At 68.9% G+C, this 14,329-nt stretch carries 10 protein-coding genes; 5 read left to right on the top strand and 5 right to left on the bottom strand.

Annotated elements, in window-relative coordinates; translation table 11 throughout:
* Positions 1-207 precede the first annotated feature (207 nt).
* Both FLW16_RS24210 and FLW16_RS24205 read left to right on the top strand, forming a co-directional pair.
* Positions 208-5,541: a LamG-like jellyroll fold domain-containing protein gene (locus tag FLW16_RS24210; RefSeq protein ID WP_142562399.1), complete on the top strand. Its 5,334-nt coding sequence runs from the start codon at positions 208-210 to the stop codon at positions 5,539-5,541.
* A gap of 73 nt (positions 5,542-5,614) precedes the next feature.
* Positions 5,615-6,205: a DUF6461 domain-containing protein gene (locus tag FLW16_RS24205; protein WP_142562398.1), complete on the top strand. Its 591-nt coding sequence runs from the start codon at positions 5,615-5,617 to the stop codon at positions 6,203-6,205.
* Positions 6,206-6,337: 132 nt separating this feature from the next.
* Here the strand turns inward: FLW16_RS24205 and FLW16_RS24200 are convergent, their stop codons facing one another.
* The gene (locus FLW16_RS24200; protein WP_142562397.1) at positions 6,338-6,751 is read right to left on the bottom strand and encodes a hypothetical protein; all 414 of its coding nucleotides are present in this window, start codon (positions 6,749-6,751) and stop codon (positions 6,338-6,340) included.
* A 262-nt stretch (positions 6,752-7,013) separates the two neighbouring features.
* On the opposite strand from FLW16_RS24200, the gene FLW16_RS24195 reads away from it, so the two are divergent.
* The 3 genes from FLW16_RS24195 to FLW16_RS24185 all read left to right on the top strand — a co-directional run bounded on the left by FLW16_RS24195 (position 7,014) and on the right by FLW16_RS24185 (position 10,726).
* The gene (locus FLW16_RS24195; RefSeq protein WP_142562396.1) at positions 7,014-7,562 is read left to right on the top strand and encodes a TetR/AcrR family transcriptional regulator; all 549 of its coding nucleotides are present in this window, start codon (positions 7,014-7,016) and stop codon (positions 7,560-7,562) included.
* 23 nt (positions 7,563-7,585) lie between these two features.
* Complete coding sequence (locus FLW16_RS24190; RefSeq protein WP_142562395.1) at positions 7,586-9,742, top strand: MMPL family transporter; 2,157 nt, start codon at positions 7,586-7,588, stop codon at positions 9,740-9,742.
* A gap of 123 nt (positions 9,743-9,865) precedes the next feature.
* Positions 9,866-10,726, top strand: a complete 861-nt coding sequence (locus FLW16_RS24185; RefSeq protein WP_142562394.1) for a universal stress protein — start codon at positions 9,866-9,868, stop codon at positions 10,724-10,726.
* Between the two features lie 96 nt (positions 10,727-10,822).
* Here FLW16_RS24185 and FLW16_RS24180 read toward each other — a convergent pair whose 3' ends face one another.
* The 4 genes from FLW16_RS24180 to FLW16_RS24165 all read right to left on the bottom strand — a co-directional run bounded on the left by FLW16_RS24180 (position 10,823) and on the right by FLW16_RS24165 (position 14,316).
* On the bottom strand, positions 10,823-11,167 hold the full coding sequence (locus FLW16_RS24180; protein WP_139579392.1) for an RNA polymerase-binding protein RbpA: 345 nt from the start codon (positions 11,165-11,167) through the stop codon (positions 10,823-10,825).
* Between the two features lie 125 nt (positions 11,168-11,292).
* The gene (locus FLW16_RS24175; protein ID WP_142562393.1) at positions 11,293-12,642 is read right to left on the bottom strand and encodes an MFS transporter; all 1,350 of its coding nucleotides are present in this window, start codon (positions 12,640-12,642) and stop codon (positions 11,293-11,295) included.
* A gap of 150 nt (positions 12,643-12,792) precedes the next feature.
* Positions 12,793-13,590: a glycerophosphodiester phosphodiesterase gene (locus FLW16_RS24170; protein WP_396686806.1), complete on the bottom strand. Its 798-nt coding sequence runs from the start codon at positions 13,588-13,590 to the stop codon at positions 12,793-12,795.
* Between the two features lie 174 nt (positions 13,591-13,764).
* Positions 13,765-14,316 carry a TrmH family RNA methyltransferase gene (locus FLW16_RS24165; protein WP_142562391.1) on the bottom strand — a complete coding sequence of 184 codons (552 nt, stop codon included), beginning with the start codon at positions 14,314-14,316 and terminating at the stop codon, positions 13,765-13,767.
* Between the last annotated feature and the right edge of the window lie 13 nt (positions 14,317-14,329).

Raw genomic sequence — 14,329 nt, 5'->3', positions numbered from 1 at the left:
ACCAGGCACGGCCATGTGAGTCGCGTAACCACTCCTGGCGCAGGGCGGCTCAAACATATCTGTTTCCATTCCTGGTCGTGCTGTATCCCCCCATCCATGTGTTGCGAAAGGTTGTGAGTGAACAGACGCCGATCAGCGTCCGGCTTATCCGTCCGGACGCGCCGCCGTGCTGCCCTGATCGCGACCCTGGTGCTACCGCTCCCGCTCATGAGCGCGCCCGCGGTCGCCCAGGCACCCCCGCCACCCCCGACCCCCGCCTCCTCGTCGGCAACACAACCGAAGGCATCTTCGGATTCAGCGGTCAAGGCCGCCTGGGAGAAGGCGGCCAAGTCCGGTAAACCCGTCGAGGTCCCCGCCCGCTTCACCGAGAAGATGAAGGTCTGGGCGCAGCCTGACGGCAAGCATCTGCGCGCCGAGTTGTCCACTCGGCCCGTACAGCTGAAGAACCCGTCCAGCGGCGCGTGGGAGCCGATCGACACCAGGATCGTGGCCCGCGACGGCACGTTGCAGGCGGCGCGGGTGAAGTCGCCGCTGACCTTCGGTGGGCGCGGGGCCAAGCACCTGGTCTCGGCGAAGGGGGAGCAGGGCACCAGCGGCCTGAGCGTGAGCCAGCCGCTGCCGGAGCCGAAGGTCTCCGGCAGCACGGTCACCTACCCCGACGCCGTTGCACCGGGGGCTGACCTGGTGGTGATCGCCCAGGGCGACGGTTTCGTCTCCCAGGTGGTCTTCCGGCGCAAACCGGACGGCCCGGTGACCGTACGGCTGCCGCTCACCCTTCCCGACGGCACCAAGTTCGGTAAGGGCCCCGAGGGGTTGCCGCAGTTGCAGGACGCCAAGGGCAAGGCGGCGGCGGCGCCGGTCGTGCTGACGGCGATGGACGCCAAGGTGGAGGCCTCGCCCGAGCAGGGCAGGAGTTCCCGGGTCGACGCGCATGTGGAGACCGCCGGCGCGACGTCGGAGCTGGTGTTCACCCCGGACGAGAAGTTCCTGGCCGACCCGGCGGTGACCTACCCGGTGACGATCGCCGCCTCCTCCGAGTGGTTCGGCGGCGGCAAACCCGCCGACTCCTGGGTCAACAAGAACGAGCCCTACAGCAACCACGGCCCGGACGGGTGGCTACGCGCGGGCACCACCCAAACCAGCGCGGACATCGCGCGCGTGTACCTGAAGTTCAACACCGAAGACCTGTGGGGCGCCACCGTCGTCGACGCCGACCTGATCATTTGGAACTACAAGTCCGGCGGCCCCAACGGAGCGTTGTGCGCTGAAACACTGGGGTCGGGCATTGTCGCCCAGCGGGTCACCTCCGACTGGAGTGAAGGTTATGTGACCTGGGACGAGCAACCGACCAGAGCCAGCGGCACCGAGGGACTCAACAAGGCTGGCTACAACTACGACGCCAGCGGCACCTGGTGCGCCAAGGACGAGGCGTTGTGGCATCAGGTCAAGACCATGGCCCGCGCATGGATCGAACAGGACGTACCCAACCACGGGATGGTGCTGCGAGCCTACAGCGAGACGGCGGCAACCAACTGGCGCCAGTATTACTCCAGTGAATACAGCGGCGGACAACCCTACCCGGGCTATCGTCACCCTCCCACTTTGATGATCGAATACACGCCGCCGGTGACTAACTATGTGAGCATGTGGATGGGCTCCAGTGAGCCGCTGGATCACATGCCCAGCTATGAAGAGGCGGAAGCCAATCGGATTACCGGCTATTCCGGCATTCCTGATCTGCCTGGTCGGTCCATCGAGGAGGTCAACGCCCTAAGCGGGAGCCATGACCCCTACGACGTCGAACGCGATGCACTCCAGCCACTGCCCGGCGAGGACCCTGACGTGGTGGCCGAGGTGCCATGGCCGTCGACATCGCCCACGCCCACACCCGAGCCGGACTCGACGCCGCCGACCGTGAAGTCAGCCGCCCCGGCCGCGAACGCCACCGGCGTGCCCGTGGACGCCCGAATGAGCGTCGAGTTCACAGAGGCGGTTAATGGAGCACAGCTAACCCTCACGGACCCCTCCGGGACTTCCATTCCAGGCGATCAGGCATTGGATCCGGACAACGGCGTCATTGCCTTTTCGCCGCAGCAGAGCCTGCAGAGCAGCACCGTCTACACGGCCACCGTTCAGGGCGCCAAAGACTACGCCGGTAATCCCATGGCAGCCCCTTACTCATGGTCGTTCACCACGGCTGACCCTGATACAGACGCACCGACCGTGACCGGAATCGAGCCCGGCCGTGACGCTTCCAACGTGCCAGCCAATACCGCAGTCAAGGTGACGTTCAACGAGGCGGTGTCCGAGGTCCAGGTCACGGTCAAGGACCCGTCGGACGCGACCGTACAGGGAACGTTGGCGGGCGGCAACGGCAACTCTGAATGGACCTTCACGCCAACCTCGCCGCTTACTGCCTCGAAGGCGTATCGAGTCGAGGTCAGTGGGGCCAAGGACGGCTCGGGTAATGCCATGGCCCCCTACACTTGGTCGTTCACCACGGCTGCGGACACGCCGGCTCCCATTACGGGCCTGGTCGCGGCCTACGGCATGAACGAGGGATCGGGCACCAGCGTGGGCGACTCCTCCGGGCGGAGCAACACTGGCACGGGCAGCAACACCGGCTGGGCGAATGGTAAGTTCGGTAAGGCGCTGTCGTTCGACGGCTCCTCCAGTTGGGTCACCGTCCCGGACGCCGCGTCGCTGCGCTTGACGACCGGGATGACGCTTTCGGCCTGGGTCAACCCGGCCACGGTGACCGACTGGAGAAGCGTGCTGGCCAAGGAGCTGAGCACCGAGGGCGTTTCCTACACCCTGTACGCCTCCAACGGCACGGGCCCGGCCGGCTGGGTGCAGACCGCGCCTGACAACTTCTCCACCCTCAGCGGGAGTTCCCCTCTGGCGGTGAACACCTGGAGCCACCTGGCGCTGACCTACGACGGTGCCGCCCTGCGGTTGTTCGTCAACGGCCAGCAGGTCGCCCAGAAAGCCGTGAGCGGAAGCCTCTACGACGACGGCAGCCCGCTCCACATCGGCGGCAACGACGCCTGGGGCGAGTTCTTCAGCGGGCTGATCGACGAGGTCCGCATCTACAACCGCGCCCAGACCGCGGCCGAGATCCAAACCGACATGAACACCCCCGTCGGCTCCACCACACCGGGAACCAGCCCCAGCCCGACACCGAGCCCGACACCGAGCCCGACACCAACGCCGACTCCGGTTCAGGGGCTGGTGGCGGCCTACGGCATGGAGCAGGGCGCCGGCACCGTGGTCGCCGACTCGTCGGGGACGAACAACACCGGCACGGCCACGGACACCAGCTGGACCACCCAGGGCAAGTACGGCAAGGCCCTGTCGTTCAACGGCACCTCGAGCTGGGTCACGATCAACAACGCGCCGTCGCTTCGCCTGTCCACCGGCATGACCTTGTCGGCCTGGGTGAAACCCAGCGCAGTGACGGGCTACCGCAGCGTGATCATGAAGGAGCTCAGCTCGCTCGACGGAGCCTCCTACTCGCTGTACGCATCCAACGGACAGGGACCCGTCGGATACCTCACCACGGACTACGACTGGGAGTTCGGCCCCTCCACGCCACTGCCGACCAACACCTGGAGCCACATCGCCGTCACCTACGACGGCACGACCGCCCGCCTGTTCGTCAACGGCAGCCAGGCGGCCACCGCCGCGATAACCGGCAGTCTCTATGACGACGGCGGCCCCCTCCACATCGGCGGCAACAACGTATGGGGCGAATACTTCCAAGGCCTCATCGACGAGGTCCGCATCTACAACCGCGCCCAAACCGCAGCGCAGATCCAAACCGACATGAACACCCCCGTCGGTGCCGCAGGGACGAGCAGCGCAGCACAGAGACTGAGCACCGGCGCGGCCGGTAACCCCGCCACCGCAGTTGAGAAGCTGACGGTGGACGACAGCCGCACCGAGAACGGTGTCACCGTCGCCGATACGCTCACCCCCCGCCTGACCACTTGGCTCACCGGGCACGACGGCGAGGCGAAGGTGGAAGTGGAGATCGCCGGCGAACCCGCCAAGCCCATCAAGTCCGCCAAGACGCACAAGACAGCCGAGGGCAAGCATCGGATCTGGTCGGGCCAGACCACTGCCAAGGCCGGCGAGTCCCAGGTGACGCTGCAGGTGCCCAAGGACCAACTACAGAACGGCGAGAAGGTCCGATGGCGTGCCCGTGTCACTGACTCCGGAAAGACAAGCGCTTGGACCGGCTGGCAGTCGCTTGCCACGCAGGCACAGACATCCAGGGAGGGGACGTCGCAGGCCGCAGCCTCGCTGGCGGCGGCGACCGCGCAGTTTCCGTACGGCTATCCCGACCTGCAGTCGGGGCATCCAACCGCGGAGTGGTGCGAAAACGAGCAGTTCAGATTGCGCTCGAACGTCCCCGAAGGCGCCATAGCATACGTCCGTCCGTACTTCTATTGCTACAGCCAGTGGCTGATGCTCCCGATCTTCAAGGTGACCGTCAACAGCAGTGGCCAGAAGAAGAGGGTCGGATTGGGCGCCTTCCAATTCTCGGCGTCATCGGTAGTACACACCTATGTCGGCGACGGCGCCGGCGCCTCTGCCATTCCTGATCACTGGGGTACCTCGCCGGGCGGAACCCGGCCGCGAGACATGAAAGCCTGGATCAAGGTGAGCCAGCCCTTCTGGATAGACACCGAGGGGCACGCCATGACGACGCCTCCGGATACTTACATCAAGGCGTTCATCAAGGCGGCGCCGGAGCCCGGGCATGCGGCAGCCGAATGTCAGGAGGTCAACCCTCGGTCGGAGGCGCAGAGGACGAGAAGCCTGGCGTCCTGGAAATCCGACCCGCACGAGGAGTTCATTTTCCACTCCGACGGAGGTTCTGGCCCGGACAACACGGCGACCTGCACCCTGCGGCCATGGATTCACATCGATTCGTCATTCGGCGAGCTTCCGGTCGACACGGCACCGCTGTCCCAGCCGGAAATCGAACCCGATGTCTTCTGTGACACCAGTCCGGCGATCGTGCGTTACAAGGGCGGCTGTCGTCTCAAGCACGCACGCATGATCTACCAGATGAAGCGGACCGACCCCGCCATCGGACAGGTCGCCAGCCACGTCTGGCAGGCGTTCTATCAGCCGTGGACAACGAAGCCGTACGCGGACAACAAGGTCGTTCCTGGAAACGCCGACTTCCTGCCCGGACGCATGCAGGAACCGACCGACCCGCGCGCGTTTCCGTTGCACCGTGCCGCACGTTATAAGGACCTGCCGCCGGGTTATATGGATATCCCGACCAAGAATGAGAACAGAAAGGACACACTCTGCATCAGGGAGTGGACGGCGGCGGAGAGAAGCGGAAAGCAATGCGATGAGTATCCGTTCGCGACAGCCCATGAGGGAGCTGCGTTCGCCGGAACCAACATCTCCATCAAGCCAGTCGACCGCTTGCACAACAGAGACGCGGGCATCGACCTGAACTTCTTCTACGAGAGGTTCAGAATTCTCGACGGCGACAAGTTCTGGGTGCGTATCAAGTAGGATAGCTCTCTGACATCAGGGCGGCTCCCGTTCAGTCACGGGGGCCGCCCATTTCCCTCATCAGCGAGGTCCTGTGAACGCCAGAGACGTGGCCGACATGCTGGAAGGCGTGGGGCTGTTCGAGCAATTCTGCGGGACATGGGTCCGTGGTCTCCACAGCGACGACGTCGCCCGCGCTCTCGGTGCAGATCCGTCGTCCGCCGTTCTGCGCACGATTCACGAGCTCAACGCCGAGCGCTGGCGCCTACCTGGCGACCAGCCCATCCTCCTCATAGGGCCGATCGGCGACGCTCACACGCTCGTTGTGGAACCGCAGAGCTATCTGGGAGCCGAACCGGACCGGCTCCGTTCCCTGTCCTCCGGCGGAGGGCAGGCGATCAACATCTACTGGACCGTCAACCTCGACAGCGGCCTGACCTTGGCCCGGGATGGCGCCATCGTCACCGCATTGTCGCTGACCGCCCCCCATATCGATCGCGAGGGCATCGATCCCGGCTATCTGGATCAAGACTTGGAGGCCGCCGGACTCGCCCCAGGGCAGGACTTCAACGCGCGCGTGGCGGTGGCCTTTTCCTTGGCGGGTCGGCTGAGCGGTGCGATCGTCAACGGCAATTGGTTCGGCCTCCCGCACAGGCAGTATCTGGCCACGAGGCGCCGCCGCTGACTTAATCGATCCAAGCGATAGCGCTTCTTCGCGGACGACAGACTGCGAATTTCCCCAAGCACCAGGGCATCGACAGGGGAGGGCCTGGACCTCCGCCCCCAGCCTTCGACGCACAGTCGGATCTGTACGAGGTCAATGCGGCCGATTGGCTCGTCGCAGGGGACAACGCGATCGCGCCCACGAAGAGTTCACATCAGAACTCATCGGCATCACCTGCTGGTAGTGCAATTTTGGCAGGCGGCACAATAGATTCATGCAGCGGGCGGTACGGGGGCGCTGAGGATTGACCGACCCATGACGCGCCGGCCGGGACGAGCTTCCGACCGTCTCGGCCCCTTCGTTCTCATGGGCGATCCGGCCAGAACTGAAGGAGTCGCGCCCTGCGATCGACTCGATGACCATCAGATTCTGGGTGGTGGAGCACAATTCGCCGCCCAAGAGCCGCGCATCTTCCGTGTCGATGGTCGGACCGTCGCCGTCGACGATGAGGTAGCGACCATATCTGCGCTGGAAGGTGTCTCCGGCGATGATCAGTAGCTCGGTCATAACCTCGTACGCTGTCACACACGACGGGACAACTCGGCCCAAGTCGGCTGGTTCCTTCGGCGCTATCGCATGACACCGGTCGCCGCATACGCCGAGCCCCGCATCGGGTCGTCGTGCCGCATGTCTGTACCGATGGACGGCGCATGAGATCTCCACGAGGTGGCCGTGCCAGGCGAAGGCCGGCATGGAGCACCGACTACTGCCGGAGGCGGTTACTGTCCGATCGGTCAAAGCTGGCCGATCGGTCAGCTAGGGTATCCGCATGGCACGTTCCGCAACCACCATGCGCGCGGACATCCTGGATTCGGCCGTGCGGCTGTTCGCCGCCCACGGCTTCCGCGGCACCTCCCTGCAGGACATCGCCACGGACGCGGGCTGCTCCAAGGCGTCCTTGCTCTACCACTTCACGAACAAGGACGCGATCTTGACCGAGCTGCTGGCGCCCGTCGGGCCGGAGTTCGCCGCGCTGGAAGGGCGGCTCGCCGGGCTCGACGGCGAGGAGGCCGCCCGTGCCGCCGTCGCCGGGCTCGTTGACCTGTCCCTGCGCTTCCGGCTGCAGGTGAAGATCCTCCTGCAGGACGTCGACGCGCTGATCAACCGGCCGGAACTGCCGGACGTGGACGGCATCACCGGACGGCTGACGGACGCCCTGTCCGGCCGCTCGGCCGCCCCCGAGGCCCGGGTCTGGGCCTGGATGGCGATGCTGGGGATCATCCTGACCAGCGCCGGCGAGCTCGCGCTCCCCGAGGAGACGCTGCGCGCGGAGCTGACCCGCGGTGCGTTGCGCACGCTCGGTCTGCGGACCGACTGACCTCCCGAAGAAAGAGATCTGCTTTGGCAACCCTGCTGTACCGGCTGGGCCGGTTCTCCTTCCGCAGACGCGGGCGCGTGGCCGCCGTGTGGCTGCTGCTGCTCGTGGTCCTGGGCCTGGCCGCCGCGGCCTTCCACGGCCCGACCGGCGACAAGTTCGCCATGCCCGGCACCGAGTCGCAGCGCGCGCTGGACGCCCTGGCCAAGGAGTTCCCGCAGGCCAGCGGTGCCACCGGCACCATCGTCGTCGCCGCTCCGCAGGGCCGGAAGCTGGACGCCGCCGCGGTCGCGCCCGTGGTCAAGGAGGCCGCCGCCGTGCCCGGCGTCCTCGCCGCCATGGATCCGTTCCGGGTCGGCTCGGTCTCCGCCGACGGCCGCTACGCCCTGGTCCAGGTGCAGTTCGACCGCGGGCTCAAGGACGTGACCGACGCCCAGCGCGCGGCCTACCTGAAGGCCGGGTCCTCGGCGACCGGGCTGCGGGTCGAGCACGGCGGCGAGGTCCTGAACGCCGCGCCGGAAGTGGGCGGGTCGGAAGGGATCGGCGTCGTGATCGCCGCGGTCGTGCTGATCGTCACCTTCGGCTCGCTGGTGGCCGCCGGCATGACCCTGCTGAACGCGCTGATCGGCGTGGGGGCCGGCATGGGCGGCCTGTTCGCGCTCAGCGGCCTCGTCGAGCTGACCTCCGTCACGCCGGTGCTCGCGCTGATGCTGGGCCTGGCCGTCGGCATCGACTACTCGTTGTTCATCACCTCCCGCTATCGCCAGTTCCTGGCCGAGGGCGTCGAACCCGCGGAGGCCGCGGGCCGGGCGGTCGGCACCGCCGGCTCCGCGGTCGTGTTCGCCGGGGCCACCGTGGTCATCGCGCTCGCCGGTCTGTCGGTGGTCGGCATCCCGTTCCTGAGCGTGATGGGCCTGGCCGCCGCCGGCACCGTGGCCGTCGCCGTGCTGGTCGCCCTCACGCTGCTGCCCGCCTTCCTGTCGTACGCCGGAGCCCGGGTGCTGCCCCGCAAGCAGCGCACCGGCGAGAACGCGGACGCGGGCGGCAGGGGCTTCGGCTACACCTGGGGACGGGTCGTCACCCGGCTGCGCGTGCCGATCCTGCTGGCCGGAGTCCTCGGCCTCGGCGCGCTCACGCTGCCGGCCCAGGACCTGCGGCTGGCCCTGCCCGACGCCGGCACCGCCGCTCCCGGCACCCCGGCCCGCGAGGCGTACGACCTGACCAGCGAGGGGTTCGGCGAGGGCTTCAACGCCCGCCTGATCGCCGTGGTCTCCGCCGCCGACCGCGCGGCCACGACCGCCGCCGCGGGTGAGGCCGCCCGGATGATCCAGCAGACCCCCGGTGTGCTGGCCGTGGCCCCGCCGCAGCCCAACGCCGCGGGCACCACCGCGCTGCTGACCATCATCCCCAAGGCCGGGCCCACCGCCGCGGCCACCGAGGACGCCGTCCACGCCATCCGCGCCAAGGTCGCCGCGATCCGCGGCGCCGAGATCGCCGTCACCGGCGCGACGGCCGTGGGCATCGACGTCTCCGACAAGCTCGCCGACGCCATGCCCGTGTACCTGCTGCTGGTGGTCGGCCTGTCGGTGCTGCTGCTCATGCTCGTCTTCCGCTCGATCCTGGTCCCGGTCAAGGCGGCGCTGGGCTTCCTGCTCACCGTCGGCTCGACCTTCGGCATCACCGTGGCGATCTTCCAGGAGGGCCACCTGGCCGGTCTGCTGGGCGTGGACGTGCCGGGCCCGCTGGTGAGCTTCCTGCCGATCCTGCTCATCGGCATCCTGTTCGGCCTGGCCATGGACTACGAGGTGTTCCTGGTCTCGCGGATGCGCGAGGACTACGTGCACGGCGACACTCCCCGCCAGGCGACGATCAACGGGATGGGGCACAACGCGCGGGTCGTCACCGCCGCGGCGCTGATCATGACGGCCGTGTTCGGCGGGTTCGTGTTCATGAACGACCCCATCATCAAGTCGATGGGCTTCGCGCTCGCGGTCGGCGTGCTCGTCGACGCCTTCGTGGTCCGCATGACCCTCGTCCCCGCCGTGATGTCCATGCTCGGCCGCGCCGCCTGGTGGCTGCCCCGCGCCCTGGACCGGGCGCTGCCCGACCTCGACGTCGAGGGCGAGCGCCTGCGCCACCACCTCACCGCCCGCGCCGCCTCCCCCGAGCACGCCCTGTTGTAGGAGTGGGGGTGTCGTAGGCGGCGTGGGGGCCGGAGGTCCCGTCCCGGCGGGACCTTCGGCGGCGCTCGCATGGCCCCGCAGAGGGAACGGTGTGATGGAAGGACCGGCCGAGGGGAGGGCATCATGATCGTCGTGGGCGTCGACGGCTCGCACGCCGGCATGGAGGCCGCCTGCTGGGCGGCCCGGGAGGCCGACCTGCGCGGCGTCCCCCTGCACATCGCCAACGCCATCCCCGCCTGGGCGTGCTCGACCGCTCGGCAGGGTCCGTACACCAGCGTCGCGGCGTGGATGCGCGACGGCGCCGCCGCCGTGCTCGGCGCCGCCGCCGAGCGGGTTCGCGCGGAGGCTCCCCGGGTGCCCGTCGACACCGCGATCCTGGCCGGCGACCCGCGCTCGGCGCTCGTCGAGGCGGCCGTGGACGCCGATCTCCTGGTGCTCGGCAACCACGGGCTCGGCGGCTTCCGCGGCCTGCTGCTCGGCTCGGTCGCGTACGGCGTGGCGGGTCGCGCCCCATGCGATGTGGTGGTCGTGCGGGAGGTGCCCTCCGCGCCACGCCCGGAGATCGTGGTCGGCATCGACGGATCGCCCGCCTGCGCCAAGGTGCTCGACTTCGCCTTCGCCGAGGCGGCGCTGCGCGGGACGGGACTGCGGGCGGTGCACGCCTACAGCCCGCTGGAGGCGGGCGGCGGCTTCGCACCGCTCCCCGACGACTTCGACGATGAGAAGGTCGAGGTGCGGATGATCAGGGAGGCCCTCGCCGGGCGCCGCGAGCGCTATCCCGACGTCAAGGTCGTCGAGGAGGCCGTCCGGGGCCATCCGGTGGACGTGCTGCGGCACGCGTCGGCGAGCGCCGACCTGCTCGTCATCGGCTCCCGGGGCCACGGCGAGTTCATGGGTCTGGTCCTCGGATCGGTCTGCCAGGCCATGCTCCACTACGCGAGGTGTCCCATGGTCGTCGTCCGTGCGCCGGCGCCGGCCGGCTGAGCGGTCAGGATCGAACGACCGGCTCGCCGGGCCGGACACGCGAACGCCCCCGGCGGCCTGGGAGAATTCCAGGCTGCCGGGGGCGTCGCAGGCGTCCTACGCGCTCTTGCGCCGCTGCTCGCGCAGAATGGCGAGACGCTCGTTCAGCACCTCTTCGAGGTCCTCGATCGAGCGACGCTCCAGCAGCATGTCCCAGTGGGTCCGCGGGGGCTTCGCCTTCTTCTGCTGGGGCTGCTCCGCGTCCACCCGCAGTGCCGGGCTGCCGCAGTAACGGCACTCCCAGTTCGTCGGGATCTCGGCCTCGACGGCGAGCGGGACGGTGGTGAGATGGCCCTTGGGGCACGTGTAGGACACCTCCTGACGCGGGGCCAGATCGGTGTTGCGGTCGTTCTCGTAGCTGGTCGCGCCGAGCCGGGTACCGCGAAGTGCACGCTCGCCCATGTCTTTAAGCCTCCTGAGGTCCCCGCCTTCGAGGGGTTCGTTCGCCACCGCGTACAACGCCTGATACCGTGTGTGGATTCCCAGCCGAGACCTGATCCAATCGCGCTTTTTCCGTCCCACTGGTCTCAGATGTGGTCGGGCACCTCGTTCCCCGCCTCGCGGATGGCCTGGGGCAGGTTGACAACGGTGAGCAGTACGAACCCGACGACGAAGAACACGATCAGCGAGACGATCGCGGTGCGATAGCTGTCGGTGAGCTGAAGCGCCAGCGTGAGCACCAGCGAGCCGAGGAACGCCGAGCCCTTGTCGCTGATCTGGTAGAGGCTGAAGTACTCCGCCTCCCGGCCGGGCGGGATCACCAAGGAGTACAGCGAGCGCGACAGCGCCTGCGTGCCGCCCATGACGATCGCGATGGCGAAGGCGATCGCGTAGAACTGGACCGCCGCGCCTTTCTGCAGGAAGTAGGCCACCCCCACCACCGCCGTCCACACGACCAGGCTGGCCAGGACCGTGCGCTTGGTCCCGATCCTGGCCGCGATCCACGCGAGCCCGAGCGCGCCGCCGACGGCGATGAACTGCACCATGAGGATCGCCCCGATCTGGTGCGTCTGGCTCAGCCCCAGCTCCTGGTCCGCGTACGTCGCGGAGAACCCGATCACCGTCTGCACGCCGTCGTTGTAGATCAGGTAGGCCGCGAGGAACAGCAGCGTGCGGGGATAGCGCCGCAGGTCGGCGAGGGTCCGGCCGAGCTGGCGGACGCTGCCGGCCACGGCCCGGGCGGCGGTCGCCTCGTGGACCGGCACCCGCCGGTTGCGCAGGCGCAGCATCGGGATCAGGGTGAACGCGCCCCACCACAGGCCGGCCGACGCCAGGCTCACGCGGACCGCCAGGCCCTCCTCGACCGCGCCGGACAGGTAGAGCACCAGGTTGAGCGCGAGCAGCAGGCCGCCGCCGAGGTAGCCGAAGCCCCAGCCCCTGCTGGAGATCGCGTCGCGTTCCTCCGCGCCGGAGATCTGCGGCAGGAAGGAGTCGTAGACCACGCGCGCCGAGCCGAAGGTCACGTTGGCGACCAGGAACAGCACGCCGCCGAGCAGGTAGCCGCCGCCGGAGACGAGGTAGAAGCCGAGCGTGGCCGCCGCGCCCGCGTACGCGAAGGCCCCCAGGATCTGCTTCTTGCGGCCGGTGTGGTCGGCCAGGGCGCCGACGATCGGCATGATCACGATCTGCAGCAGCACCGAGATCGTCACCAGGGCCGTGAAGTACGCCTTCGGCCGCAGGTCGAGGCCGAGGAACGACACGAAGCCGCCCTCGCCGCCCGCCGCCGTCGTGGCGACCGAGGTCAGGTACGGCCCGAGGAAGACGGTCAGGACGGTCGTCTGGAACGCCGAGTCCGCCCAGTCGTACCAGTACCAGCCGCGTTGCTCGCGCCGCCGCGCGCCGGGGATCTCCTCCTGAACGACCTGGGGGGCGGTCATGGTCTCTCCTCACGGGGGTGGAGCGTCGCCGGGGGCCGGGGTTCTGCAGGGGCAGGGGTTCGGCGGGGCCCGGGCTTCGGCGGGGTTCGGCGTGGACAGAGGCTCAGCGGGTTCGGCGGGGCGGTCCGGGTCGTGCCGGGTGGTCCGGGGTCACGGCTCGGCCGGGCGGGGGTGCCACTGCCCGCGCGACTTGAGCACGTCGCGCAGGCCGCTGATGTTGTCCGTCATGATCCCGTCGACGCCGAGATCGAGCAGATACGCCATCGTCACCGGGTCGTTCACCGTCCACACGTGCACCTGCATGCCGATCGCGTGCGCGGTCCGCACGAGGGCGCGGGTGGTCACCCGCAGACCGCGGAACCCGATCGGCGCCTGCGCGCACGGCACTCCCGCCCGGGCCAGCCCGGACAGCAGCCTGCCGTACCCGCCTCCCATCGCGGCCGTACGCAGGGCGGCCAGGCCGCGCGGGCCGAGCGAGAAGCAGACCTCCCGGTCGATGGCGCGCCGGGCGCGGGCCAGCCGCACGTCGGAGAACGAGGTCAGGCACACGCGGTCGTAGGCGCGGGTGCGGCGGATCGCCCGGGCCAGCGGCACGATCGCGGCGCTCTCCTTGACGTCGATGTTGAACCGCACGTCCGGCCAGGCGCCGAGCAGGTCCTCCATCAGCGGGATCTCGTGCCGGCCGCCGATCCTGGCCCTGCGCACCTCGCGGTAGGGCAGCCGCGAGATGCGGCCGGTGCGGTCGGTGACGCGGTCGAGGCTGTGGTCGTGGAACGCGAGCAGCACGCCGTCGGCGGTCGCGTGGGCGTCGGTCTCCAGGTAGGTGTAGCCGAGCTCGACCGCCCGGGAGAAAGCGGCCATGGTGTTCTCGCGGGCCTCCGCCGCCCCGCCTCGATGCGCGAAGGCGAGCGGTCCGGGGTGGTCGAGGAACGCGAAACGGCGATGCACGAGAGGAGTATGCCGGGTTCCGGCCATACAGTCAGCGCACCAAGGTGAACATTTGCGTCACAAGAGTCCCTTGTCATCTTCGGGGCGGATTTTCCCCTTCGGCGTGTCGCGGTTCACTCCGTGTCCGCACGCCCCGGGTCCGGGCTCGGCGCCGGAAGCCGTCTCAGGGGGCGGCTACCCGGCGGACGACGCCCATTCCTGCCGCCGGGCCTCCGCCATCGCGATGGCCGCGGCGACCGCCACGTTGACCGATCCGACCCGGCCGACCTGGGGGATGTAGGCCACCGAGTCGGCCGCCTCGAGGCAGGCGGGGGAGCAGCCGTGGTCCTCGCTGCCGAGCACCAGGCAGACGTCGCCGTCGAGCTTGGCCTCGTGCAGGGGAACGGCGTCGCCGGTCAGCTCGACGGCGACCACCCGGAACCCCTCCTCCCTGGCCGCGCGTACGGCCTCGGCGACCGGGACCGGCTCGTGCCACTCGACCAGCCGGTCGGTGCCGAGCGCGGTCTTCTGCGCCTTGGGGTTGGTGGGCGGGGTGGCGTTGCCGGCCAGCCAGATCGTCTCCGCGCCGAAGGCGGCGGCCGTGCGGAAGATCGATCCGATGTTGAAGGGGCCGGTCACCGATTCGAGGATCAGCGCGAGACGGCCCTCGGTGTTGCGGCGCCAGGTGCGGTTGAGCCGCTTGACGTCGGTCGGCTTGAGCTGCCTGCGCGGGTTGGAGCCGCTCATCGGCCGCTCATCG

It is taken from the genome of Microbispora sp. KK1-11 (assembly GCF_006874435.1).
GTDB classification, from domain to species: Bacteria; Actinomycetota; Actinomycetes; order Streptosporangiales; family Streptosporangiaceae; genus Microbispora; species Microbispora catharanthi.
This window is presented reverse-complemented; position numbering and strand designations above follow the sequence as displayed.

Coding starts and splice junctions, on each gene's coding strand:
- FLW16_RS24210 (WP_142562399.1), top strand. CDS start 208: ATGAGCGCGCCCGCGGTCGCCCAGGCACCCCCGCCACCCCCGACCCCC.
- FLW16_RS24200 (WP_142562397.1), bottom strand. CDS start 6,751: ATGACCGAGCTACTGATCATCGCCGGAGACACCTTCCAGCGCAGATAT.
- FLW16_RS24195 (WP_142562396.1), top strand. CDS start 7,014: ATGGCACGTTCCGCAACCACCATGCGCGCGGACATCCTGGATTCGGCC.
- FLW16_RS24185 (WP_142562394.1), top strand. CDS start 9,866: ATGATCGTCGTGGGCGTCGACGGCTCGCACGCCGGCATGGAGGCCGCC.
- FLW16_RS24180 (WP_139579392.1), bottom strand. CDS start 11,167: ATGGGCGAGCGTGCACTTCGCGGTACCCGGCTCGGCGCGACCAGCTAC.
- FLW16_RS24175 (WP_142562393.1), bottom strand. CDS start 12,642: ATGACCGCCCCCCAGGTCGTTCAGGAGGAGATCCCCGGCGCGCGGCGG.
- FLW16_RS24165 (WP_142562391.1), bottom strand. CDS start 14,316: ATGAGCGGCTCCAACCCGCGCAGGCAGCTCAAGCCGACCGACGTCAAG.